General features: G+C 66.8%; 15 protein-coding genes (1 of these 15 only partly in view). 10 read left to right on the plus strand and 5 right to left on the minus strand.

Going from position 1 to position 24,957, the window contains the following annotated elements:
- On the minus strand, nucleotides 1–13,662 hold the beginning of the coding sequence (locus G6N26_RS05390) for a non-ribosomal peptide synthase/polyketide synthase (protein WP_163648732.1). The gene continues 17,658 nt to the left of window position 1, outside the view; 13,662 of the gene's 31,320 nt are visible here — the first part of the coding sequence; it begins with the start codon at nucleotides 13,660–13,662; its stop codon lies off the left edge, out of view.
- A 52-nt stretch (nucleotides 13,663–13,714) separates the two neighbouring features.
- The gene (locus G6N26_RS05395; RefSeq protein ID WP_082991516.1) at nucleotides 13,715–13,936 is read right to left on the minus strand and encodes an MbtH family protein; all 222 of its coding nucleotides are present in this window, start codon (nucleotides 13,934–13,936) and stop codon (nucleotides 13,715–13,717) included.
- A gap of 1,041 nt (nucleotides 13,937–14,977) precedes the next feature.
- Here G6N26_RS05395 and G6N26_RS05400 point away from each other — a divergent pair.
- Nucleotides 14,978–15,769, plus strand: coding sequence for a GAP family protein (locus G6N26_RS05400; RefSeq protein ID WP_067173857.1), 792 nt, complete (start codon nucleotides 14,978–14,980; stop codon nucleotides 15,767–15,769).
- Nucleotides 15,770–15,799: 30 nt separating this feature from the next.
- Here G6N26_RS05400 and G6N26_RS05405 read toward each other — a convergent pair whose 3' ends face one another.
- Nucleotides 15,800–16,546 carry an ANTAR domain-containing protein gene (locus G6N26_RS05405; RefSeq protein WP_083020242.1) on the minus strand — a complete coding sequence of 249 codons (747 nt, stop codon included), beginning with the start codon at nucleotides 16,544–16,546 and terminating at the stop codon, nucleotides 15,800–15,802.
- A gap of 121 nt (nucleotides 16,547–16,667) precedes the next feature.
- Here G6N26_RS05405 and G6N26_RS05410 point away from each other — a divergent pair, with 121 nt between their 5' ends.
- The 3 genes from G6N26_RS05410 to G6N26_RS05420 all read left to right on the plus strand — a co-directional run bounded on the left by G6N26_RS05410 (nucleotide 16,668) and on the right by G6N26_RS05420 (nucleotide 18,786).
- Entirely contained in the window at nucleotides 16,668–17,471 is an 804-nt protein-coding gene (locus tag G6N26_RS05410; RefSeq protein WP_067173851.1) for a transglutaminase-like domain-containing protein, read from the plus strand.
- A gap of 235 nt (nucleotides 17,472–17,706) precedes the next feature.
- Nucleotides 17,707–18,174: a DUF5994 family protein gene (locus G6N26_RS05415; protein WP_082991514.1), complete on the plus strand. Its 468-nt coding sequence runs from the start codon at nucleotides 17,707–17,709 to the stop codon at nucleotides 18,172–18,174.
- Nucleotides 18,175–18,582: 408 nt separating this feature from the next.
- Complete coding sequence (locus tag G6N26_RS05420; RefSeq protein ID WP_067173844.1) at nucleotides 18,583–18,786, plus strand: cold-shock protein; 204 nt, start codon at nucleotides 18,583–18,585, stop codon at nucleotides 18,784–18,786.
- Nucleotides 18,787–18,897: 111 nt separating this feature from the next.
- On the opposite strand, the gene G6N26_RS05425 is transcribed toward G6N26_RS05420, so the two are convergent.
- On the minus strand, nucleotides 18,898–20,136 hold the full coding sequence (locus G6N26_RS05425; RefSeq protein ID WP_067173841.1) for a fatty acid desaturase family protein: 1,239 nt from the start codon (nucleotides 20,134–20,136) through the stop codon (nucleotides 18,898–18,900).
- A gap of 501 nt (nucleotides 20,137–20,637) precedes the next feature.
- Here G6N26_RS05425 and G6N26_RS05430 point away from each other — a divergent pair.
- The 3 genes from G6N26_RS05430 (at nucleotide 20,638) to G6N26_RS26325 (ending at nucleotide 22,906) form a co-directional block, all read left to right on the plus strand.
- Nucleotides 20,638–22,194, plus strand: coding sequence for a succinic semialdehyde dehydrogenase (locus G6N26_RS05430; RefSeq protein ID WP_083020240.1), 1,557 nt, complete (start codon nucleotides 20,638–20,640; stop codon nucleotides 22,192–22,194).
- A gap of 88 nt (nucleotides 22,195–22,282) precedes the next feature.
- Entirely contained in the window at nucleotides 22,283–22,717 is a 435-nt protein-coding gene (locus G6N26_RS05435) for a DUF4383 domain-containing protein (protein WP_083020236.1), read from the plus strand.
- Nucleotides 22,718–22,771: 54 nt separating this feature from the next.
- Entirely contained in the window at nucleotides 22,772–22,906 is a 135-nt protein-coding gene (locus G6N26_RS26325) for a hypothetical protein (RefSeq protein ID WP_008257331.1), read from the plus strand.
- 14 nt (nucleotides 22,907–22,920) lie between these two features.
- On the opposite strand, the gene G6N26_RS05440 is transcribed toward G6N26_RS26325, so the two are convergent.
- Nucleotides 22,921–23,265: a hypothetical protein gene (locus tag G6N26_RS05440; RefSeq protein WP_083020231.1), complete on the minus strand. Its 345-nt coding sequence runs from the start codon at nucleotides 23,263–23,265 to the stop codon at nucleotides 22,921–22,923.
- A 345-nt stretch (nucleotides 23,266–23,610) separates the two neighbouring features.
- Here G6N26_RS05440 and G6N26_RS05445 point away from each other — a divergent pair, with 345 nt between their 5' ends.
- From G6N26_RS05445 to G6N26_RS26500, 3 genes are all read left to right on the plus strand, one after another.
- Nucleotides 23,611–23,880 (plus strand): type II toxin-antitoxin system TacA family antitoxin, encoded by a 270-nt coding sequence (locus G6N26_RS05445; protein WP_014711787.1) that lies wholly within the window; start codon nucleotides 23,611–23,613, stop codon nucleotides 23,878–23,880.
- 3 nt (nucleotides 23,881–23,883) lie between these two features.
- Nucleotides 23,884–24,396: a GNAT family N-acetyltransferase gene (locus G6N26_RS05450; protein ID WP_014711788.1), complete on the plus strand. Its 513-nt coding sequence runs from the start codon at nucleotides 23,884–23,886 to the stop codon at nucleotides 24,394–24,396.
- Between the two features lie 193 nt (nucleotides 24,397–24,589).
- On the plus strand, nucleotides 24,590–24,901 hold the full coding sequence (locus G6N26_RS26500) for a TOTE conflict system archaeo-eukaryotic primase domain-containing protein (protein WP_372420864.1): 312 nt from the start codon (nucleotides 24,590–24,592) through the stop codon (nucleotides 24,899–24,901).
- Nucleotides 24,902–24,957 lie beyond the last annotated feature (56 nt).

The raw sequence follows: 24,957 nt of genomic DNA on the forward strand, positions 1-24,957 counted from the left end.
CGACGCGACGGCCTCGGCCGACCGCGAAAACAGCAGCGCCACAGTCCGTCCCGGTCCCGCACCCGCGGAGGCCAGGCAATGCGCCAACCGGTTGGAGGCCTCGTCCAGTTCCCGGTAGGTCACCGACAGGCCGTCGCACACCAGCGCCACGGAATCCGGGGTGCGGGCGACGTGCGTGGCGAACAGTTCCGGCACCGACGTCGGCGCCGGTGCCGGCCGGGTCAGAACCGCGTTGTTGCCAAGCTCTTTGAGGCGATCGTGCTCGGCCTGGTCGAGCAGATCGATCGACGACAGCGGGTGGGTGGGGTCGGCGGTCATCGCGGTCAGGACCCGCCGCAGGCGGCCGATCAGCGTCTCGATGGTCGCGGCGTCGAACACGTCGGTGCGGAATTCCACCCGCCCGCCGATACCGGCGGTTTGCCCGTTCTCGGTCCAGCGTTCGGCGAGGGAGAACACCAGGTCCATGCGGGCCGACTGGTCCTCGACGGGAACGGACGTCACGTCGAGGTCGCCCAACGCCAAGCCGGCGGCGGGGTCGTCGTGCCCGGCGAAGTTCTGCCAGGCCAGCATCACCTGCACCAGCGGGTGATGAGTCAGGCTCCGGGTCGGGTTGACCCGCTCGACCAGCACCTCGAACGGTACGTCCTGGTGCTCGAAGGCGGCCAGGCTCTGCGCCTGAACCCGTTCCAGCAGTTCGGCGAAGCTGGGGTCGCCGGCCAGGTCGACGCGCAGCACCAGCGTGTTGACGAAGAAGCCCACCAGTTGATCGAGCGCGGGGTCGCGCCGCCCGGCGATCGGGAAGCCCACCGCCACATCGGAACTCGCGCTGACCTTCGACAGCAGCACCGCCAAGGCGGCCTGGACCACCATGAAGCTGGTCGCGTTGTGCTCGCGGGCCACCCTGCGCACCTGCTGCTGCAGCTCGGCCGGCCAGTCCAGCACCACGCTGTCGCCACGCTGGTCGGCCACGGGCGGGTAGGGGCGGTCGGTGGGCAGCTCGAGGCGTTCGGGCATGCCGGCCAGGGCATGCTCCCAGTACGCCAGTTGGGCGCCGATGCGGCTGTCGCGGTCGTCGAGGTCGCCGAACTGGGCGCGCTGCCAGAGCGTGTAATCGATGTACTGCACCGGCAAGTCGGCCCAGCCGGGGGCCCGACCAGCGGCCCGGTTGGTGTAGGCCAGGCTCAGATCGGCGCCCAGCGGCGTCAGCGACATGCCGTCCGCGGCGATGTGGTGCACGACGATCACCAGCAGGTGCTCGTCCCCGGCGACCGTGAAAAGCCGGGCCCGAATGGGGATCTCGGCTGCCAGGTCAAAGGTGTGGCGCGTCGCCTCCTTGACGGCGTCGTCCAGCCGGCTCGCCGGCCATGCGGTGGCATCGACGACGTCCCAGCCGAATTCGGCGCGCTCGACGGGCACGACCTCCTGTCGGGGCGTGCCTTCGTGCGACGGGAACAGGGTGCGCAGGCTCTCATGGCGGCCCACCACGTCGGCCAGCGCCGCCCCGAGCGCCTCGGTGTCGAGCCGCCCGCGCAGCCGCAAGGCGGCGGCCATGTTGTACAGCGGTGAGGGACCCTGGAATTGGTCGATGAACCACAACCGGTTCTGCGCGAACGACAACGGGACCGCCGCGGGCCGCTCCCCCGCCACCAGCGGTTCCAGCCGGCCCGAGCTCTCCGCGATGCGGGGTGCCAGCTGGGCGACCGTGCGTGCCTCGAAGACGACGCGCACCGCGAGGTCGGTCTCCAGCGCGGTGTTGATCGCGGTGATCAGGCGCATGGTGGACAGCGAGTCGCCGCCGAGGTCGAAGAACGAGTCGTCGACGCCCACCCGTTCGACGCCGAGGACCTGGGCGTAGATGCCGGCCAGGATCTCTTCGACGGCGGTGCTCGGCGCGCGGTAGTGATCGGCGTTGCGATATTCGGGTGCGGGCAGGGCGCGGGTGTCGAGTTTGCCGTTGACCGTCATGGGCAGCGTGTCGAGCGCCACGACCGCGGCCGGGACCATGTAGGCCGGGAGGCGCTCGGCCACCGCGGCGCGCGCCCGGGCGGGTTCCGCGGTCCCGGTGATGTAGCCCACCAGGCGCTTGTCGCCGGGCCGGTCTTCGCGGGCGACGACGACCGCCTGCTCGACCCCGTCGAGCGCGGACAGGGCGGCCTGGATTTCGCCGAGTTCGATGCGGTAGCCGCGGACCTTGACCTGTTCGTCGGCGCGCCCCAGATACTGCAGCTGGCCCTCCCCGGATCCGGAGTGGCCCCAGCAGACGAGGTCGCCGGTGCGGTACATGCGGGCACCGGGTGCCCCGAAGGGGCAGGCCATGAACCGCGACGCCGTGAGCCCGGGGCGGCGCCAATAGCCCACGCCCAGACCCTCGCCGGCCAAATACAGCTCGCCGACCACACCGGCAGGCACCGGGCGCAACCACTCGTCGAGCACGAAAAACGCCGCCCGCCTCACCGGCGAGCCAATCGGCGGGAACCCCGACCCAGCCCTCAACGGCGCGCTCTTACACGCCCACATCGTGGTCTCGGTCGGGCCATAGACGTTGACCATCACCCGATCCGGCGCCCACCGATCCACCAACTCGGGCGGGCACGGCTCGGCACCGATCACCAACGCCGTCCCATCCAACCCCTGCGGCGACAGCATGCCCACCGCCGAGGGGGTCTGGGTCAACACCGTGACGCCCTCGTCGACCAGCAGCGCGTGGAACTCCTCGGGCGAGCGCGCCACCGCATCAGGCACCACGACCAGGCGCCCGCCATGCAGCAACGCACCCCAAATCTCCCACACCGAAAAGTCGAACGCATACGAATGAAACTGCGTCCACACCTGCTCAGCGGACAACGCGACACCGATCCGCAGGTCATCGAACAACTGCGCGACGTTATGCTGGGTCACCGCCACCCCTTTGGGCACCCCCGTGGTACCCGAGGTGTAGATCACATGCGCCACATCGCCCGGATCCGGCAACGGCGGCGGCGAACCGGGCTGGGCGACGATCGCGGGATCGGCGATGTCAATGACCGTCAGGTCGAACCCCTCCAGCCTGCCCGCCAACTCCGCGGTGGTGATCACCGCCACCGGGGCCGCATCGGTGAGCATGAACTGCACGCGAGCCGCCGGCAGCGCCGGATCGATCGGCAGATAGGCCGCCCCGGACTTGAGCACCCCCACAATGCCCACGATCGCCTCAACCGAGCGCGAAAACACCAGCGCCACAAACGCACCCGGACCCACACCCCGCCCCGCCAGCACGTGAGCCAGCCGATTAGCAGCCTCATCGAGCTCCCGATACGTCATCGACCCATCCCCGAACGTCACCGCCACCGCATCCGGAGTACGCGCCACCTGCGCGGCGAACAGTCCCGCGACCGTTACGGGCTCCATGCGCTCGGTCAGCACCGCGTGGTTGCCCCACCGCGCCAGTCGGGTGTGCTCGGTGGTGTCGAGCAGCTCCACCGACGACAAGCGGCGTTCCGGCTCGGCGGTGACCGCGGTCAGCAGCCGCTGCAGTCGCTCGATCATCGCCTCGACAGTGTCCGCGTTGAAGACGTCGGTGCGGTATTCCGCCGTCACGGCGATCCCGGCGCGCTGGCCGGACTCGGTGAAGCGTTCGGCCAGCGAGAACGTCAAGTCCATGCGGGCGGTATTGGTGTGCAACGGTATTGGGGCGACCCGCAGGTCTCCCAGCGCCAGGCCGGCGGCGGGGGCGGTGACCTCCCCGGGGAAGTTCTCCCAGCCCAGCAGGACCTGGATGAGCGGATGATGGGCCATACTGCGGGTGGGGTTGAGCCGCTCCACCAGCAGTTCGAAGGGCACGTCCTGATGCTCGAACGCGGCCAGGCTGCGCCGGCGCACCTGGGCCAGCAACTCGGCGAAGCTCGGGTCCCCGCCCAGCTCGCCGAGGTCGACCCGTAGCACCAAGGTGTTGACGAAGAAGCCGATCAGCTCGTCGAGGGCGGGTTCGGGACGCCCGGCGATCGGGAAGCCCACGGCCACATCGGTACTCGCGCTGATCTTGGCGAGCAGCGCGGCGAAGGCGGCCTGGATCACCATGAAGCTGGTGGCGTTGTGCTCGCGCGCTACTCGGCGGACCTGTTGCTGTAGCTCGGCCGGCCAATCCACCGCGAGCCGGGCGCCGCGGTGGTCCGCGACCTGCGGATAGGGCCGATCGGTGGGCAGCTGCAGGCGTTCGGGAAGCCCGGCCAGCGCGTCCGCCCAGTAGTCCAGCTGGGCGGCGATGCGGCTGTCGCGGTCGTCCACGTCACCGAGATGTGCGCGCTGCCAAAGCGTGTAGTCGACGTACTGCACCGCCAGCGGTGCCCAGTCGGGGGCCTGTCCCGCGCAGCGGCTCGCGTAGGCGATTCCGAGGTCACGCGCGAACGGGGTGATCGACCAACCGTCGGCGGCGATGTGGTGCACGGCGACCACCAGCATGTGTTCGTCGTCGCTGACGGTGAAAAGCTCGGTGTGCAGGGGGCTTTCGTTCGACAGGTCGAAGGTATGGCGGGCGGCCGTCTCCATGCCCTCTTGCAGCCGGTCCTCCGGCCACCCGCGCGCGTCGATGACGTCGCAGGCGAACCCGATTCGCTCGGCGGGAACCACCACCTGCTGCGGGACGCCGTCGGCCGAAGCGAACACCGTGCGCAGACTTTCGTGGCGGCCCACGACGTCGGCCAGCGCCGCGGCCAACGCGTCGGTGTCGAGGTGCCCGCGCAACCGCAGCGCCACGGTGATGTTGTACATCGGTGAGGCGCCCTGGAACTGGTCGATGAACCACAGCCGGGTCTGCGCGAAGGACAGCGGAATGACCGCCGGGCGCTCCCCCGCCACCAGCGGTTCCGGGCGGTCGGCGTCTCCACTGCTGAGAAGGGCCAACTCGGCGACGGTGGGCGCCTCGAAGACGGCCCGCACCCCGAGGTCGGAGTTGAAACTGTTGTTGACCGCGGCGATCAGGCGCATCGCCGACAGCGAGTCCCCACCCAGGTCGAAGAACGAGTCGTCGACGCCCACGCGTTCCAGGCCGAGCACCTGGGCGTAGATGCCGACCAGGATCTCCTCGACGGCGGTGACCGGGGCGCGGTACCGGTCGGCATCTTGGTAGTCGGGGGCCGGCAGGGCCTTGCGGTCGAGCTTGCCCGAGGTCGTCATCGGGAATTCTTCAAGCGCCACAATGTGTGTCGGCACCATGTACTCGGGCAGCCAGGCGCTCAGCCGCTCGCGCACCTCGCCGACCTTGGTGTTGGTGCGGGGATCGTTGGCGTGGATGGTGCGGCGCCGGGCCTCGTCGGGCGCCAGGTAGAGATCGGTCAGCGCCGGGGCGGGCCGGTCGCCGGAGGCGATGAAAACCGCACTGAGAGTGCCGGGTCGGGCGCCCCACGTGACGGCGACGTCATATCCGACGCTCTCACCGAGGCGGTGCAGTTCTTCGGCGACGGTGGCATCGGGGCCGGCGTCGGCCTGGGCCAGCGCGTCGGCCAGGGGCAGCCCCTCGGCCAGTGCGGCCTCGACGCCGACATCGGTGATCAGTCCTGCGCGCGGGATGTCGGTGATGCGGACGGCGGCGGGACGCTGCGAGGTCAAATTCTCGCGCAGGCCGCTCAGGCCGTCGCACTGCGCCCACGTCAGCGCGCGCTCGTCGGCCACCGACCGCACGGCCGCGGGGGCCTTGTGGATGGCGACGTCGTAGCGGTGCTGGTTCAGTTCGTTGTCGGCCATGCCGCGTTTGACGCGGATATCCAGGCCGACGGCCTCCGGGCGCGAGCCGGCCCAGGAGGTGAAAAATTCCGGCGCCAAGAGCAATTCGGTCTCGCCGAGCATGGCGTGGCGGACGCGCTGGCGGATCTCGGCCGCGTCGGCGGCGTCGCCGCGCGCCAGCGCAATCGCGGTTTGGAACGCGCCCTGCAGGGTGTGGTTACGGATGTCACCGATGAAGACCGCGCCGCCGGGGGCCAACAGCTCCATGGCCTTGTCGATGACCTGGGCCAGGTAACCCGCATTGGGGAAGTACTGGACGACCGAGTTGAGAATGATGGTGTCGAAGTGGCCCTGCGGCAGCCCGTCGGTGACGTGGGCGGGTTGGGTCAGCAGCTCGACGCGGTCGCGCCACGGCAGTTGCAGCTGTTCCATCGAGCGGGCCAGGTTGTCGATCGCGACGGGCGAGAAGTCGGTGGCGACGTACTGATCGCAGTGCGGGGCGATCTGTGAGAGCAGCAATCCGGAGCCGGCGCCGATCTCCAGCACCCGTTGCGGCCGCAGCGACATGATGCGATCGACTGTGGCGGAACGCCATTCGGCCATTTCCTCGAGCGGAATCGGTTCGCCGGTATAGCTGCTGTTCCAGCCGCGGAAGTCCTCGCCGAAGTTGGCCGCGAGCTCGGCGCCGTACAGGTCGTCGTAGAGGTGCTGCCACTCCTGGACATCGTCGGCGTCCTGCTGGACGTCCCGGTCGGGGCTGGCGGCGTGATCGAGCGTCACGTAGGCGACCAGGTGCGAGCCGGTCGGGGTGTCCGCGACGGTTACCGCGGCCTGGGTCACCTGCGGGCAGGCCAGCAGCGTGTTTTCGATCTCGCCGAGTTCGATGCGCTGCCCGCGCAGTTTGATCTGGCTGTCGGCGCGGCCCAGATAGTCCAGTGTCCCGTCGGGCATCCAGCGCACCAGGTCGCCGGTGCGATACATCCTTGTTCCGGGCGCGCCAAAGGGGTTGGCGACGAACCGTTCTGCGGTCAACTCCACCCGGCCCAGATAGCCGTGCCCCAGGGCGGGCCCGCTCAGGTACAGCTCGCCCACCACACCGACCGGAACGGGGTTCAGCCAGGCGTCGAGGACGCGCGCGCACACGCCGGAGATGGGGGCGCCGATGCGGACCGGCTCGTCTGCCGACAGCCGCGCGCAGGTGACCCAGATGGTGGTCTCGCTCGGACCGTAGCCGTTGAACATCTGGCGGCCAGGAGCCCAGGCGTCCACCAGCTCGGGCAGGCAGGCCTCGCCGACGGCGACCAGCGTGTCCAGGCAAGAGAGCCGCGCGCGGTCCAGCGTCGAGATCACGGTGGGCGTCAGGATGGCCGCGCTGACGCGCTGGTTGTGCAGCAGCGCGGTCAGCGCCTCACCGGCATACACCTGCGGTGGCGCCACCACCAGGGCGGCGCCAGATCCCGCGGCCAGCAACAGTTCTCCGACCGAGGCGTCGAAGGTCGGCGAGGCGACCATGAGCACGCGTGCGTCCGAGCCCAGACCGAACAGCTCGCGTTGGGCGGCGGTCCAGCCCAGCATGCCGCTGTGGCCCACCGCGACGCCCTTGGGGACGCCGGTCGATCCCGAGGTGAAGATCAGGTACGCGGTGTCGCCGGCCTGCAGTGGCGAGAGCCGGTCCGCGTCGGTGATCTCCCGCTCCGAGTACGCGGACAGGTCGAGACCGTCGAGACGCACGATCGGGCGCGTCGCGGCGCCGGCGACGTCGTCGGTGCCGCACGTCAACACGCACACCGCGTCGACGGCGTCGAGCACCGAGGCGATGCGCTCCACCGGGTGGTCCAGATCCACCGGTGCGTAGATGCCGCCGGCCTTGACCACGGCCCACCAGGCCACCACCAGCTCGGCGCAGCGGTCGATCGCCACACCGACGGCGCGCTCCGGGCCGACGCCCTTCTCGATCAGCTTGCGCGCCAGCCGCGTTGACCACTCGTCGAGTTCGCGATACGACAGCTGCCGGTCGCCGTCGACCACGGCGGGCGCGTCCGGGTCGGCCGCCACCGCCGCGGACAGCAGCTCCGGGGCCACGCCCACCGGCGCCCCCACACCGGCGCCGGACATCGTCGACAGCACCAGTTCGCGCTCGTCGCGGTCGAGCAGGTCGATCGATGACAGCCGCCGGGCGGGGTCGGCTGTCATCGCGACCAACACCCGCTGCAGCCGTTCGGTGAGCGACGCGATACCGGCGGCGTCGAACACGTCGGCGTCGAATTCGATGTGCAGGCCGAGTTCACGGCCGGGCAGGGCCTCCACCGTCAGCGGATAGTGGTTGTACTCGCGGTTGGTGAACGCCGCGATGGCCAGCCCGTCGTCACCCAGCGTCATGCCGCTGTCGATCGGGTAGTTCTCGTAGACGAACAGTGTGTCGAAAAGTTGGTCGTGGCCGGTGACGCGGTGGATCTCGCTGAGCGCCAGGTGCTGGTGCTCGAGCGCGTCGTTGTGGCTGCTCTGCAACTGCGCCAGCAGATCCGCGGTGGTGGTCGTCGCGGTGATGTTCGCGCGCACCGGCACCGTGTTGATCAGCAGCCCGACCATCGATTCCGCGTCGTCGACCTCCAGCTGGCCGACCCGCGATCGCGGGGTGCCGAAGACGACGTCGTGCTGACCGGTCAGCGAGGTCAGCACCAGCGCCCACGCGGCCTGCAGCACGGTGCTGAGCGTGGTGTGGTGCGAGCGCGCCAGCTCGCCGAGGGCCCGGGTGGTCTCCGCGGACACGCGAGACTTGTCGAAGCCGCGGCGCCCCTGCCCCAACCGGTCCTCGGGCGCGACCAGAGTGGGAGTTTCGAAGCCGGACAACAGCGCTCCCCAGGCCTCACGGGAGGCGTCGAGGTCGCGATCGGCCAGCCAGGTGAGGAAGGCGCGATAGGAGCCGGCGGCGGGCAGGCGCTGCCCGTAGTAGCCGGCGAAGATTTCGCGCAGCAGGATGGGCAGCGACCAGCCGTCGAGCAGGATGTGGTGATTGGTCAGCACGAACCGGAATCGCCGGTCCGCGGTGCGGATCAACGCGGCCCGGAACGCCGCCTGCCCGGCGAGGTCGCACACCGCGGCGCGTTCGGCAGCGCACAGCTCCTCGATCCGCGCGTCGGTGTCGTCCTCCCCCGTGCCGGTGCCGTCGAGCTCGAGGTATCGCCACTCCACGACGGGATCGGCGGGAATGATCTGCACGGGCTCGTCGAACTGTTCGCAGAACAGCGCCGCCAAATGGGGGTGTCGGTTGACGACGGTGTGCACCGCGTCGCGCAGGCGTTCGGGGTCAAGCGGCCCGGTGAGCGTGAAATCCAGCTGGACCGCGTACATGTCGTCGCCGCCCTGCGCGGTGCTGGAGTGGAACAGCAGACCCTGCTGCAGCGGCGTCAGCGGCAAGATGTCGGCGATGTGGTGCCGGCGCGCCAGCTCGTCGATCTGGGCCTGGCTCAGGCGGGCCGGGGCGATGTCCGACGGGGTCAGCCCCCCGCCACCGGAGTGGACGTGCGCGCAGACCCCGGACAGCGCCTCGAACCACAGCCGGCTCAACCGGGTGACCTGCGCGGCGTCGAGAACCGATGGCGCCCAGGTCCATTCGGCGTGCAGATGCGGTCCGGCGCCGGTGTCGATGGCGCCGGCATTGAGCTCGACGGTGTGCATCAGCGGCATGGGGACCGCCGCCGCGGCGCCGATCAAGGACAGGCCGTCCTGGCTGATGCGCCAGCCCTCGCCCGCCGAATCTGAGGCTGCGCCTTGGCGTCCCAGGTAGTTGAACGCGATGGACGGGTCGGGGCCGGCGAGATCGACATCGGTGTTGAGGTAGCGCAGCAGGCCGTAGGTCAGCGGCTCGGGCAGGGCGCGCAGCTGCTCCTTGGCGTGTTTGATGATGGGGCCCAGCGCCGTGTCTCCGGAAACCACTTGCGCCCAACGCAACCCGCTGGCGCGCCCCGCCATTTTCAGAGACACCGGGTACTTGGTGGTGAACCATCCGACGGTTCGGGACAGATCGGTGTCGGCGCCGAGTTCCTCGTGACGCCCGTGTGCCTCGACGTCGATGCCGATCGGGGTGCCGGTGTCACCCAGGAATTCCGCCCAGGCCAGGCCGAAGGCGATCAACAGGATGTCTTGGACGCCGGCGTGGAAGGCGGTCGGCACCTCGCCGAGCAGCATCGCGGTCGTCTCGGCGTCCAGCTCGACCGACAAGCGCCCGGCGCTGGCGTAGGTGTCCACGTCGGGGCGCGCCGCGGGCAGCGCGGCGGGCGCCTCCGTCACCTTCTTCCAGGCGTTCAGCTGTCCCACGACGTCGGGGTGGCGCGCGTGCTCGTTCAGCAGTGTCGCCCAGCGGGCAAACGACGTCCCCGCCGGCGACAGCTCGACCGGCTGCCCGGCGCTGTGCAGCGCCCACGCAATGTTGAGGTCTTCCAACAGGATCCACCACGAGACCGCATCGACGGCCAGGTGGTGGATGATCACGGTCAGCTGGCCGGTGGACTCGACCCATAGCGCGCTGAGCATCGCCCCGGCGGCCGGGTTCAGCCGCGAACGGGCCTGCAGCAGCGCCTCGTCCGACAGCGCGTCCACCGCCTGCAGGCAGTCCTGCGCCCGCACCGATCCCGGCTCGGGGATGTGGAACGACCAGCCGCCGGCGTCGTCGCGATGGACGCGCAGCCGGAGCATCGCGTGCCGATCCACCAAGGCCTGCAACACGATCGCGACGTCGGCCGTGGTCACCCCCGCCGGGGCCTGCACCATCACGGTCTGGTTGAACTGATCGACCGGGCCGGTCTGCTCCGCCCCCTGCAGCCACCGCATGATCGGGGTGGCCAGCACCGGTCCGACGCCCTCGTCGACGACCTCCGCCGCGCCGTCGCTGACCCCGGCCACCCGGGCCAGCCGGGCCACGGTCTGCTCGACGAACACGTCCCGGGGCCGGCACGTCAGGCCCGCCGCCCGCGCCCGCGCCACCACCTGCAGCGACAGGATGCTGTCGCCGCCCAGCTCGAAGAAGGACTCATCGACGCCGACGCGCTGCACCCCGAGCACCTCGGCGTAGATGCCCGCCAGGATCTCCTCGACCGCGTTGCCCGGAGCGCGGTACTCGCCCGTCGTGTATTCGGGTGTCGGCAGCGCGCGGGTGTCGAGTTTGCCGTTGGACGTCAGCGGGAGCGCGTCGAGAACGACGACCGCCGCCGGGACCATGTAGCCCGGGAGCCGTTCGGCCAGCGCGGTGCGCGCCTCGGCCGGGTCGGCGATGCCGGTGACGTACCCCACTAGCCGCTTGTCGCCGGGGCGGTCCTCGCGCGCGATCACCACAGCCTGGTCGACGCCGTCGAGTGCGGCGAGCGCCGCTTGGATTTCGCCCAGTTCGATGCGGTAGCCGCGGATCTTGACCTGTTCGTCGGCGCGGCCGAAGTACTGCAGTTGGCCTTCACCGGATCCTGAGACGCCCCAGCACGCCAGGTCGCCGGTGCGGTACATGCGTGCGCCCGCCTCGCCGAACGGGCAGGCCACGAAGCGTGACGCGGTCAGCCCGGTCCGGCCGACATAGCCGCCGGTCACCCCGTCGCCGGCGACATACAGCTCGCCAACGACGCCCGGCGGCACCGGGCGCAGCCAGCCGTCGAGCACGAACAGCGCGGCCCCGGGCACCGGGGAACCGATCGGCGGGATCCCGGAACCCTTGGTCAGCGGTTCGCTGATCGCCACGCACATCGTCGTCTCGGTCGGACCGTAGGCGTTGACCATCACCCGCCCCGGCGCCCAGCGGTCCACCACCTCGGCCGGGCAGGCCTCGCCCACCACCACCAGCGACGCCGCCGGCAGCCGCTCGGGCGAGAGCATCGCCACGGCCGACGGGGTCTGGGTCAACACGCTGACGTCCTCGCCGGCCAGCACGTCGTGGAATTCGTCGGGTGAGCGCGTGACGTCTTCGGGGACCACGACCAACCGCCCGCCGCGCAGCAGCGCGCCGAAGATCTCCCACACCGAGACGTCGAACGCATACGAGTGGCACTGCGACCACACCCCCGACGGCGGAAGGCCGGCATCCAGGGATCCCAGCAGCTGTGTCACGTTGCGATGCGTGACCGCAACGCCTTTGGGGACACCGGTGGTGCCCGAGGTGTAGATCAAATAGGCGACGTGGTCCGGGCCGGGCGCCGGCAAGGCGTCGACGGGCTGGGCGTCGATGCGGGAGTCGTTGACATCGATGACCGTCACCTCGTGGCCGTCGAGGCGGTCGGCCAGATCGACGGTGCTCAGCGCGGCAACGGGTTTAGCGTCGCCGAGCATGAACCCGATCCGCGACTCGGGCGAGGAAGGATCGATCGGCAGGTAGGCCGCGCCTGTCTTGAGCACCGCCAGGATCGATGCGACGGCCTCGGGAGAGCGCGAAAACATCAGCGCCACAGTCTGTCCCGGGCCCGCGCCCAGGCCGGTCAACAAATGCGCGAGCCGGTTGGACGCCTCGTCGAGTTCCCGATAGGTCGCCGAGCGGCCCTCGCACACCAGCGCCACGGCGTCGGGTGTCCGCGCCACCTGGGTGCCGAACAGTTCGGGCACCGACACCGGCGCGCTGGCCGCCAGGTTCAAGACCTCTTTGTTGCCAAGTTCTTCCAGGCGTACGCGCTCCGCGGGCCGCAGCACATCCAACGACGACAGGCGCCGGCTCGGATCGGCGATGATGGTCGCCAGCACGCGCTGTAGCCGTTCGGCCAGGTCCGCGACGTCGAAATTCGAAAACGGTTGCCCGGTGCCGACCGTGCTCAGGAACTGCTGGTCGCCGAATCCGAGAAAGAACAGCCCGAAGTGACCTACCGGCCCGAAGCTGGTGTAGGTCGCGGTGGCCGGGACGTTGTTGAGGCTGAGCGTGAGGCGGGCGGGGACGAAGTTGACGACCACCCGGTTGGGCGCCTGTCGCGGGCCGTTGAAATCGCCTTCGCCGTCCAGCGTGCGCGTCGGGAATTGTTGATGCCGCAACGCCTCTCGAGACCTCTGGTCGACGTGTCGGCAAAAGTCGCCGAAGGTGGTGTCCGGCGACGCCGTCAGCGCCAGGGGCACCACGCCGGCGAGCATGCCGGGATGCGTCTTCGATTCGGGGTCCACGCGCCGGCTGACCGGAAAGTCGAGCACGACTTCGTCGGAACCGTCGGCGCACCAGCCCCGCACCAGAAGCGCGCAGGCCGCGGTGAGTACCGATGATCGCCGGATGCCCAACGTCTTGGACAGCTCTTTGAGCTTGCCGACCACGGACTGATCCAATTGCACTGGCGGAGACGGTGAATACGGGTCGCGCCCGTCATCGAGCGCCGGCGCCGGATAGTCCGCCCCGCTACCCGACGGACGGTGTGCGGTCCAATACTCTTGATCTTCAGCGAATTTGGCGGAGTTCTCGTACTCCACCTCGCCGCTGACGAGGTCGTGCAGCGAGCCGAAGAAGGCCGGTGGGATCGGCTTGCCGGCGGCCAGCGCGGAGTAGACGGCGGCGATCCGCCGACCGGTCAGCGCGATGCCCATGCCGTCGATGGCGATGTGATGGCAGACGGTGAACCAGTAGTACTCGTCGGGACCCGTACGGAACAAAGCGAATTTGATCATCGGGCCGGTGAGCGCCATCGGCGTCCGCTGGATCGATGCCGCGGTCTCCCGGACTTCCCGCTCGGGATCCTGCGATTCGGTCAGGTCGTAGAAGACCAAGTCGACATCGTCGTAATCGACCGCCTTCTGGAAGACCTGGCCGTCGGCCTCGAAGAACGAGGCCCGCAGGCTTTCGGCCTCGTTGACCACGTGTCGCATAGCCTGATGCAGCAGACCGGGGTCGATCGCCCCGTCGATACGGACCAGCACGCCCAGCTGCCACGCCACGTCGAAGTGGCCGGTCTGCTGCGCCAGCCAGATATCGAGCTGGCCTCGCGTTACCGGGAGTGCCCGGTCACCACCACGCCCCACTGAAAACCCCCCAAGCTCTACCGAAGTCCTTCATATGACATCGGTGTAAACATCACAAACCGGCGCGGGTCGGCGTGTCGCGGAGGCTTTTCGCCCGGATATCGGGCCAGTGTTCTTCGATGTAGTGCAGGCAAGCGGCGCGGTCGGCTTCCCCAAAAACTACTCTCCAACCGGCGGGAACGGTAGTAAATGTTGGCCAAAGACTGTGTTGTTCTTCGTTATTGACTAGGACGAAAAAACTGCCGCCGTCGTCGTCGAAAGGATTGATCTGCATGGATGGACCCCCTAACACCGAAACGAAATTCCAACGCGCACTGCGTGCCACACGAATAGCCGTGCAGCACTTAAGGATTGAGCCGTCAGGCTCGGTCGATATCTCGACCGGCAGATGCGGTCGAAAGCGACGCCCGTGAGTTTGGACGCGGTGGCAACTGAGCCATGACGGCCATCGCACACCCCCTATCCGGGGTGGCCCTACGACCGTCAATGTCGCCATTCACGCTCGCGGTGTACCCCGACCGCCCGTTTCGAAACATTTGAATTGCGTTCTTACGTAACACATTAACAGCGGCTCTTGTTGCACTCGTGTCTCGCTGTTCAGCAAACACATTTGAGCGCCGAGCACGACGATCGTGTCCCGGCACGTGTGTCACAGCGCTCCCTCGCGCACACCGACGACGCGAGTATCGAATTTGCCGGCGCGGCGATCTGTGCATCGCTTACGCGATCGATAAATATTTGCCTTTGGGCCGCCGGCCCGGCCGACGCGAGGCGCCATGGCCGCGGCGTAACCGATTATCCTGCCGCAAGTGCGTGGCAAATCAGGCGCTTAGCAGCATATCCGCGGCGCAAGCACTCGGCGCAAGGCGGGTGTTGCCGGCCGTCCAGATCGTTTGCGGCGCCGTGCAAAAACGTACGGACGCTTGCTAAGCCGTGCGCAACGCCCTGCGATCAAAATCGTCGGTCCGGCTTTCGCCGTAGCTGTCGCGAGTCGGTTCGCCGCGGCGGCGACTCACGGCAGCGGTGGCGTTGTGTTCGGGTGTGATGGAGCGCACCTAGGGCTGGCTACATCTGGGGCATGATTCACCTGGTCGTTTTAGATAGCGGGACTGGATAACCCGCGCGCCAGGCCCTTGTGATTGATCTCACGGATGTACTCCCGCGCCGCTGTCCGCATCGCCGAATCCATTGACCAAGATCAACTTTGGCGCACAGCGGGCTCATAGGTTTCAGCGCGCGGCACTCGCAGCCGCACCGAGCCCGGTCCTGACCCGTCGGCGTTTAGGCGTCGGCGGACGCGGGTAGAGCTGCGGCCATGTGGGGGTCAGTGCTGGGCTTAGGAATTCTGGCTGCGCTCAACCCGGTTCGTCTCGGGCTTGCCCTCCTGATGATCTCGCGACCACGCCCGGGACCGAGTCTGCTCGCCTATTGGATCGGCGGGCTGACGGTCTGCGTGCCCGAGCTCTTGCTCCCCGTGATGCTGCTGAACTTCACCCCCATGTTCGGATCCATTGCGCACGGTTCGTCTTCTCCTTCTACGAGTGCGACCCTCGGGAAGGTTCAAATCGGCCTCGGCGTGGTCGGGCTGTCAATTGCGGCGGCGATGACAGTGCGCTTCGTGACACGCCAGCGGCTGGCGCAACCCGCCCCCGACGGCGGATCGTCGGCACCGTCGGCGGCCTCGGGGTCACCCGTCGCCATGCCGCGACTGCTGACCCGGGTTCAAGAGGTCTCGAGCGACGACGGCTCCCCGTTCCGGCGCCTGCTCGGCCGCATCCACGATGCATGGGAGAGCGGGGCGTCGTGGGTCGCCTGGGTGATCGGCCTGATCTCGGTGCCGGTCGACGGCGTCCTCTTCATCGTCGCGATCATCATGGCATCGGGCGCGTCGCTCTCCGCGCAGTTCAGCGCCTCCATCGCGTTCATCGTCCTGATGTACGCCGTCGTCGAGGTGATCCTCGTCGGCTATGTCGCCACGCCGGCCAAGACCCAATCGTTACTCCGGGTGCTGCACGACTGGGTGCGCACCTATCACCGGCAGATCCTGGTCATCCTGTTCACGGTGGTCGGGGTGTCGCAGCTGGCCCAGGGTCTGCACATCGTCTGAGTCCTGGGCGCGCTGCGCCGGGCCGACCGCTCAGGCCGAGCGTGGAGGGCGGTTCGTCAAGGCCAGCTTGCGGGCGATCTGCTCGACGCGGGTGTTCGTCTCCTGTGAGAGCCGGGTTAGCATTTCGAACGCGCCGTCGGCGTCGATATTGAATCGTTCCATCAGCACGCCCTTGGCCTGCCCGATCACGTCCCGGGTCTCGATTGCCCGCATCAACTGCTTGTTCTCCAGCGCCAGCGACTGCTGGCGCTGGAGGTGACCGCTGATTTCCACCTTGCTGACGGCCTCGAACGTGTGCAGCAGTTCGGCGGGATCCCAGGAGTCACCGTGGGCGACGTCGCGCGTCACCTCGGCAAGGAGCTGCTGGCTTTCGGAGACTTCCTTCACGCAATGCACCACTCCCACCAGCTCGCCGTGGTCGAGCAGTGGTGAGTTGGTGGGACTCCACACCTTGGGCAGGAACCCGTCGGGCGCGGCGGGATCGGGAATGTCGTAGCGCTGCAACCGCATCTTGTGGGTGTGGCCGATGCTCATCGCGATCTCCAGGGACGACGCGAGCTTTGACGTGCCGTCGGATTGCGGGTCCTGCGGGTTGTCCGGGAAGGCGTCGAAGAGATATTGCCCGGACAGCTCGTTGTGCTCGCGGAGTGTGACCTGCTCGTAGGCTCGGCTTGCCGCCCGGATCCGCAGATCTTTGTCAAGAAGCAAGCAACACACTCCCGAGACCGCCTGAACCATTTCTCGGGCTATCCCATCGAACTGACCTTGGTTGCGCACCGCCTAAGCCACTACCCATTAATACAGAGGCCCAACCATCGACGAGCGGCCCTGCAAATGCGCCGCGTTCGTGCCGTCGTACGGCTAGCGAACCCGGACCCGGCGGGCGCACTATCACGGCATGAGACGAGAAGTGAGCGCCGAGATCGAAGTCGAAATCACCGCCGCCACGACGCTGGAGTTCCAGATTGCCGTTGCACCACACCCGCATGCCGAAGTCTTCGAGTCGCTGCGCTTCGTCTTGAACGGACGGCGGATCCGGCCCCTGGAGGTCAGCGGACTGCACGGCAACCGCATCCACAAGTTCGACGCGGCGGTGGGCACGCTGCGCGTCGACTACTCGGCGACGATTGTGGGCCACACTGATCCGGCCCCGGTGACCGACTACGACCAGTCGATGTACCTGCGGCCTAGCCGCTACGCGGAGGCCGACAAGTTCTATGGTTTCGCCGCCACTGAATTCGGCAACGATCGCGATTCGACGGCGCTGCTGGAGCACGTCAGTTCCTGGGTGGGCACCCGGCTCAACTACGTACCCGGCTCCAGCGATCCGATCGACGGGGCGGTGGACACGTTGCTTGCCGGCGAAGGCGTGTGCCGTGACTACGCGCACCTCGTGGTCGCGCTCCTGCGAGCGGTCAGCGTGCCGGCCCGCCTGGTGTCCGTCTACGCGCCCGGCGTACATCCGATGGACTTCCACGCGGTGGCCGAGGCTTTCGTCGAAGGACAATGGCGGGTGGTCGATGCGACGCTGCTGGCGCCGCGACAGACCTTGGTGCGCATAGCCACCGGTCGCGACGCCGCCGACACGGCGTTCCTAGACAATCACAAAGGCGCGATCACACTGAATCGGCTCGTGGTGAGCGCCGTCGTAGATGGCGACTTGCCGCGCGATTCGATCGACCAACTGGTCTCGATCCGCTGAGGCCAGCTGCGCGACCGGAGCGGAGTGTCATATCTGAAGTCGAACTCCGTTGTGCCACAGCATAATTACCCGATGACGACTGGAACGGAAACGGTGTGGCGATTCGTACTCCGTTCGGGCAGGACCGGAGTAGTGTGGGAATCGTCGTCGATACCTCGCACGTGACTACTCAAAGCCATGTCATCGTCGATTCGAACGATCTGGCCGATGTCGCGGTCAAGACGGGAGCGTCGATATGACGCCACAGAACGATCACACCTGTGCCGGGGGTCGCCACGCCCCGCCGCTTCACACACCGCGCTTGCGCCTCAAGCCGAAGTCGCCCCGTAGCGGGTATGTCGATGGAGCGTGGTGGCCGCACAGTGCGGATCTCACGGCAGAGCTGCCCGATCTGCTGGCAGTGTTATCAGTTCGACTTGGTCTGGTGGGCCGGGTCATCTACAACCTCGCCGAATGGGCAACGGCGCCGGCCAAATTGGCATTTGGTGCCCAGACCGTACGACTCGACGGGTACCGCCTCCAGCCCGCCCACACCGTCGAAGTCGTCGGGCTCAATCGATCGAGGATCGTTCTCCTGGTGGTTTCGCCACACACCGACCAGCACCAGGCCCACGCCATCATGATGACCGCGGCCGGCCCGAACAATGCCTTGACGGTCGCCAGCCTCATGATCAGCGGGGAGGAACTGGAAGCCCGCGCGTAGCCCCTGCCGGGCACCACGCGCGTCAGCGCGAGTCAACGGAACCCGTGCCACAGTGGTTTCGCCCTGCACTTTCGTCGGCCATGAATTGTGTAGCGGCAGCCGATTATTCCCTTTTCAAATTTGCCGGTCAGCAGTGCGCAGGAGCGGTGTAGACTCGAATAATCGGAACGGCCAGGCCCCGAAAATCATGCGGGTTCGATGGCTGTGGAATCGGGCAAATCCCTGAAAAAACATGCCGCGAAGCGCACCGGGGCCGGGGAAATCTCAGCAGACTGAGGCCTCGATAGCGGCCAAGAAGCGCTCCGGCGACGGCCTACTCAATTCACGCGATTAGTTTTTCGCTGAATTGTGTTACGGTTGACCCGGACGTAACTGATTACGTCCACGTTGAAAGAAAGAGAAGTTAGTATGACACAGGGAACTGTGAAATGGTTTAACAGTGACAAGGGCTTCGGTTTTATCGCCCCGGACGGCGGCGAAAAAGACGTGTTCGTGCACCATTCTGAGATCCAAGAAAGCGGCTTCCGCACTCTCGAGGAGAATCAGCGAGTCCAGTTCGAGATCAGCCAGGGACCGAAAGGCCCCCAGGCGGTGGGAGTAACCACCGTCTAACGATGTAGCACGAAGACCCCTGGGGCTGTCGTTAGTTTTCGGCCCTGGGGGTTTGTGCTTTTGTCGAGATGCGCGGCACGCCAACCCAATTGCGGGTCCATACCGCGATCGCTAGGCGGTCCGGCGTCTTGACTGCCGTCGGCCGCGGTGGGCGACCATCGCCGTCGCCAATCCGCGTCGTCTCACCTCGTGGTCCGCAATCGCCACGTGCGCTTGCTCCGCGGTGCCGCGAAACCTGTTCTCGGACGCCGTCTCCGGGGCATTGTCGGAAGTAGCGGACAAAAATCGGTCGGGCAAGGCCAGTTTGCAGATCGTGCGGACCGTGAGTAGATACTGCCGCAGCAACGGCCCAGTGGTATACGGCAAGTCGTAGGTGACGCACAGCGCGCGCACCCGTTCGGCGATCTCGGGGTAACGATTGCTCGGCAGATCGGGAAAGAGGTGGTGTTCGATTTGATAGCAGAGGTTTCCGCTCATGAACGCCAGCGCCGGCCCGGCTCGGAAGTTGGCGGTACCCAGCATCTGCCGCAGATACCATTCGGGTTTCGTCTCGGTCTCCAAAACCGAGGGGGCGAACTTTTCAGCCCCGTCGGCGAAGTGACCGCACACGATCACCACGTACGCCCACACGTTGCGTAACCCGTTGGCCATGACGTTCGCCGCGAGTGTGCGGCGCCATCGCCGGCGGCTCAACGCGGGGATAAAGACATAATCCTTGCCGATCTGGCGAGCCATCTTGCTGATCATTGTCTTCTTGTGGGCGGCTCTGCCCGCGTCGGTAATCTCCCGATCCCGGATTGCGTAAAGGCCGTGCAGTGCGACGCCCCATTCGAAGGCGAGCGCCAGCAGGACCGCGCGCAACGGCTGCACCAAGGCGCCCGGCTGCCACTTTTGATCTCGAGTGACCCGCAGCACTCCGAAGCCGAGGTCGTCGTCCACGTCGACAATGTTGGTGAACATGTGATGCCGGTGGTTGTGCGAGGACTGCCAGTGCTTCGAGGGGCCGGCCATGTCCCATTCCCAGGTACTGGAATGGATTTCGGGATCGTTCATCCAATCCCACTGCCCATGGCTGATGTTGTGACCGAGTTCCATGTTCTCGATGCACTTGGCCGCAGCCAGCGTGGCGGTTCCGACGGCCCATCCGGACTTGCTTTTGCTACCGGCGATTGTCAATCTGGCCGCGACCTCGAGGCAGCGCTGAAAAACGATGGCGCGCCGGATGTAGTCACGGTCCTTGGCGCCGCGCGAGTTTTCGACGTCGCAACGGATCGCCTCCAATGCGGCCGCGAGCTCGGCTAGGTCCTCATCGGTCAGGTGGGCGTATTCGGGTACTTCGGTAATCGCCACGGAATCAGTGAGATTCGGACATGGTGGCACGCGGTGGCTGTAGGGCGACGCGCGGATAGGGCGGGTTTACGAACCGCGGCAAAAGGGGTCACGTCCGATCTTGTGGATGGTTTACGCGCGAGACGCGAGGATCGACGCGAGCTCAGCTGAGCTGCGCACTTCTCAAGCTAACGAGCCGATACGCGGCATGGCGCCCCCTCCGGAACCTGCCCGGCCCGGCGGAGGGCTGAATCAATCTGCTTGAGTACCTGCTTTACGGCTCTAGTCGTGCGTTGACCCCTGAGGGTACATGAGTCGCGAGTTCGCTGGGGTCGGCGTGATCGGACAGATGCACTGTCCTTAGCCCTCAGCCTTGTCGAAGTCTTCCGGCGTGCGATCAGAGTCCGTCTTACTTCTCGGGCGATAGCCGCTCAAGACTGCCCCATCGACACCGCCACGCCGGACACCGCGAAAGCCCATAGTCTGGTGTTTTGAATACCTGCGCTTTTGAGAGGTCACGACATGCCCGCACCGTCAGCCGAGGTCTTCGATCGCTTGCGCCAGCTGGCCGCGATCAAAGACGGCACCGCACGCCAGACCAAGACGATCGACGAGGTCTTCTCCGGTAAGACGCTGACCACCATTCCCATCGGGACGGCCGAAGACGTCGAAGCCGCTTTCGCCGAGGCGCGTGTGGCCCAGGCCGCCTGGGCGAAACGTCCGGTCAGCGAGCGGGTGGATGTCATCAGCCGGTATCGCGACCTGGTCGTGGAGAACCGCGAGTTCCTGATGGATCTCCTGCAGGCCGAGGCGGGCAAGGCCCGCTGGGCCGCGCAGGAGGAGCTCATCGATCTGGTGGCGAACGCGAACTACTACGCAAGCGTTGCCGCGGACCTGCTGAAGCCGCGGACCGTGCAGGCGCTGCTGCCGGGCATCGGCAAGACCACGGTGGGCTACCAACCCAAGGGCGTGATCGGGGTGATTTCGCCGTGGAACTATCCGATGACCCTGACGGCGTCGGACTCGGTGCCCGCGCTGCTGGCCGGTAACGCGGTGGTGCTCAAGCCGGACAGCCAGACCCCGTATTGCGCGCTCGCGTGTGCCGAGCTTTTGTATCGGGCCGGCCTGCCACGAGCGCTCTACGCGGTCGTGCCCGGGCCGGGTTCGGTGGTGGGCACCGCGATCATCGACAACTGCGACTACCTGATGTTCACCGGCTCGACCGCCACCGGCAGGCAACTCGCGGAACACGCCGGCCGGCGGCTCATCGGTTTCTCCGCCGAACTCGGCGGCAAGAACGCGATGATCGTCACGCGGGGCGCCAACCTCGACAAGGCCGCCAAAGCGGCCACCCGCGCGTGCTTCTCCAACGCGGGCCAGCTGTGCATCTCCATCGAGCGGATCTACGTCGAGAAAGACATCGCCGACGACTTCATCGGCAAGTTCGGCGCCGCGGTGCGCAACATGAAGCTGGGCTCCGCGTATGACTTCTCGATCGACATGGGCAGCCTCATCTCCGCCGGTCAGCTGGACACCGTGACCGATCATGTGGACGACGCGAAAGCCAAGGGCGCCAAAGTGATTGCCGGCGGCAAGGCTCGGCCCGACATCGGGCCGCTGTTCTACGAGCCCACGGTTCTGACCGACGTCACGCCGGAGATGGAGTGCGCGGCCAACGAGACGTTCGGGCCCGTCGTCTCGATCTATCCGGTGGCCGACGTGGACGAGGCCGTCGCCAAGGCCAACGCCACCGAGTACGGGCTCAACGCCAGCGTGTGGGCCGGCTCGTCCGCCGAGGGTCAGCAGATCTCCGCCCGCCTGCGGTCGGGCACCGTGAACGTCAACGAGGGTTATGCGTTCGCGTGGGGCAGCCTCGGCGCACCGATGGGCGGGATGGGCCAGTCCGGCGTCGGGCGCCGCCACGGCGCCGAGGGCTTGCTGAAGTACACCGAATCGCAGACGATCGCGACCGCGCGCGTGTTCAATCTCGATCCGCCGCTCGGTATTCCGTCGTCTCTGTGGCAGAAGTCGCTGTTGCCCATCGTGCGGACGGTGATGAAGATTCCCGGGCGCAACTGACCTTCAGCCGCTTGGTGCGGGACCATTGCCAGATTGCTACTACACCACGTAGTATTCGGGCATCTCGCCGCGCACAAGGGGGTGCCATGTGAGGTGGAGTTTCGCCCAGGTCGGGCTGCTGATCATCTGTGTTTTCCACGTTGTTCAGGCGGTGATCGGCTTCCTCATGAATCCCAGCTTCGAGATCGGGCCCACCGCGCCGACCGTCCAGCTGCTCGGGATGGACTACAACGGCTGGCACGCCGTCGCCGGCCTCGCGCTGTTCGCTCCAGGCCTGGTCTTCGCGATGCGCAAGTCGTGGTCGGTGTTGTATCTGCTGCTGGCCGCGATAGCCGGTGCGCTGCCGGGCTTTTGGGCCTTCTTCTCGCATCGGGTCGCGTTCGTGTTCACCTTTCCCAACAACGTCACCGACGCGGTCGTGCACCTGGTGACCGCCGCGATCATGGTGGCGGTGGCGGCCGTGCAGATCCGGCTGGACGGCGGGCTCAAGCAGTCGCTCGCCGACCTCCGGAAGACGCGGTAGGGGTCTTCAATTGCGCCGTTGCGGGTAGTCCTTCGATCGACGAAGGAGGTTGCGATGGGCAAGCACTCAGAAAAAGACGACGACGAGCCGAAGGGCGGCCGTCCCGGTCCCGCGGATCACGGCCACGAAGGCGGCATGGCGACCCGCGAGAACGCGCCGGAACTCACCGAGCCCGACCGCGAGGATTGAACTGATCCCGCCGACTACTTGGGTGGGGTGCGGGCTTCCTCGTAACGGATGGATGCCACCAAAGCCACCGCGAGCAAGAACAGCGACGGCACGAACACCACGGGGTACGCGGCGACGGCGGCCATGGCGATGAGCGAGGCCGGCACCGTCAACACCAACGTGGCCGTCGGATGCCTCTCGCTCAGACTGACGATCCTCGCGGGGACCGCAAACGCCACCGCGGCCTGCTGGTAGCGATCCGGCCGATCTCCGTAATACGAGCAGCGGGTCTGTCGACCGCAACCCGCGCAATTGCGCCCATAGGAGTAGCGGGTTTTGAGGCCGCAGCCCATGCAGGTGTGGGTTGTCATCGGGCCCATGCTCTCATCGCGTCGAGTGGCCGCCGCGGGCGAGGGTTTCCACGCTGGGGTTGCCAATTCGCGGGCCGTTCTGTGTCGGGCTGACAGGATTTGAACCTGCGACCACTTGACCCCCAGGAAGTGGGGGTAGCACGTTTTCCGAGGTCGCTGGCGGTTTCCGCCGCCATCGCATCGAGCTTCAAGTTAATGGACGTGCAGGCCGTTCGGCATCGCGCATCGCGTGTGGTCCTCGGTTGGTCCCCAGCGCCGATCGCAGCCTTGCCTAGCCCTGTACGTACATTCACCGTACAATAAAGTGATCGGCAATTGCGAGCAGAGATGACTAAAGGAAGAAGGAGTGTTGTCGTGGCAGTCAAAACGAAGCGCATCGAGCTTCGCGCTGAGGAAGCGACCTTGGACCGCATCCAGCGCGCCGCCAACCTTGTCCATGAGCAGAACTCGGAGTTCGTGCGGAAAGCTGCGATGCAACGGGCCGAAGACATCCTGCGCCAAGAGCTGGTAACGGCAATGGAGCCCGAACAGTTTGACAAACTGATGTCCTCACTCGAGGCTGCTGACGACGCGCCGCGGCTGGCGGCAGCCGCACGCAAACCAGCGGTCTTCACAAGGCGTTGAACAGTGTTCGAGTCCGCGCGACTCACTGACGCCCACACGCTGGAAGGGTTCGACTGCGGTAAGGAGTCGCTGAATACCTGGCTCATCGCCCATGCCCGTCGCGCGGACAGCAGCGGGGTCGCGCACGTCTACGTGTGGACCCCGCTCGGCGAACCGAAAGTCAGTGCCTATTTCGCCATCCGCCCCACCGAAGTAGTACGCAACGACGACGGCATCTCGGGATCCATGGCCGGTGGCTATTCCCGCATACCCGGATACTTGATTGCCCGCCTGGCGATCGACACATCGCTGCGGGGTCAGGGATATGGCGAGCAGCTGCTTCTGGACGCACTAGGCAAAGCCGTCGCCGCATCGGAAATCGGCGGCGGCCGGCTCATCGTCGTTGATGCCATAGACGACGAGGCGCAATCCTTCTACGAGCACTACCACTTCGTCCCCGTCACGAACCGCGAGCGTCGTCTGGTCATGAAGGTGTCTACAGCGGCGAAAGCGCTCGGGGAGCGCTGGCGGGAGTAGACCCTTCCGCCGAAGAGTGTGCTGCACAAAGGAGTTGGCCGTTGGCGGTGTCGAGAGTTTCCCCGGTGAGTTAGACACGCTGCGTGCCGACAACGCGCGTTTGCGTCATCTCCTGCAATTGAGTGAGGAACAGGCACGCGCGGCCTCCAGTGACCAGGCGACGCTGACGGGGGCGCGGGCCTCACCGGTGACAATGGGCTCCAGCTCCGCTCATAAGGTGCGGTTCTTCTTCGATTTGTTCCGTTGTCGCACCGATGTTTACGCGTTGCGCTGGGAAAATCGTCGAGATGGCCGTTCAGGTTGGATGCCGGCGATCAAAGGATCTTGGCGCAAGGGTATGAACCGGGCCGACGCGCCTTACCTACCACTGACCCTGAGGTCGTTGATGCCCACCTGCGAGGCGAAACACATATCGGCCTGTACCCACTCAGCGATGACGACACCTGCTGGTAGATCGCGGCCGATTTCGATAAGGAAGCCGCGATGGCTCACGCCAAATCGATAACTGCCCTAAGGCTGCTTCGTCTGAAGGCGAAACACGAGACCATGACTACACCTAAC

Origin of the sequence: Mycobacterium marseillense, assembly GCF_010731675.1 — a bacterium.
Classification (GTDB): domain Bacteria; phylum Actinomycetota; class Actinomycetes; order Mycobacteriales; family Mycobacteriaceae; genus Mycobacterium; species Mycobacterium marseillense.

Coding starts and splice junctions, on each gene's coding strand:
- G6N26_RS05395 (WP_082991516.1), bottom strand. CDS start 13,936: ATGCAGATCAATCCTTTCGACGACGACGGCGGCAGTTTTTTCGTCCTA.
- G6N26_RS05400 (WP_067173857.1), top strand. CDS start 14,978: ATGTGGGGGTCAGTGCTGGGCTTAGGAATTCTGGCTGCGCTCAACCCG.
- G6N26_RS05410 (WP_067173851.1), top strand. CDS start 16,668: ATGAGACGAGAAGTGAGCGCCGAGATCGAAGTCGAAATCACCGCCGCC.
- G6N26_RS05415 (WP_082991514.1), top strand. CDS start 17,707: ATGACGCCACAGAACGATCACACCTGTGCCGGGGGTCGCCACGCCCCG.
- G6N26_RS05420 (WP_067173844.1), top strand. CDS start 18,583: ATGACACAGGGAACTGTGAAATGGTTTAACAGTGACAAGGGCTTCGGT.
- G6N26_RS05430 (WP_083020240.1), top strand. CDS start 20,638: ATGCCCGCACCGTCAGCCGAGGTCTTCGATCGCTTGCGCCAGCTGGCC.
- G6N26_RS26325 (WP_008257331.1), top strand. CDS start 22,772: ATGGGCAAGCACTCAGAAAAAGACGACGACGAGCCGAAGGGCGGCCGT.
- G6N26_RS05440 (WP_083020231.1), bottom strand. CDS start 23,265: ATGGGCCCGATGACAACCCACACCTGCATGGGCTGCGGCCTCAAAACC.
- G6N26_RS26500 (WP_372420864.1), top strand. CDS start 24,590: ATGGGCTCCAGCTCCGCTCATAAGGTGCGGTTCTTCTTCGATTTGTTC.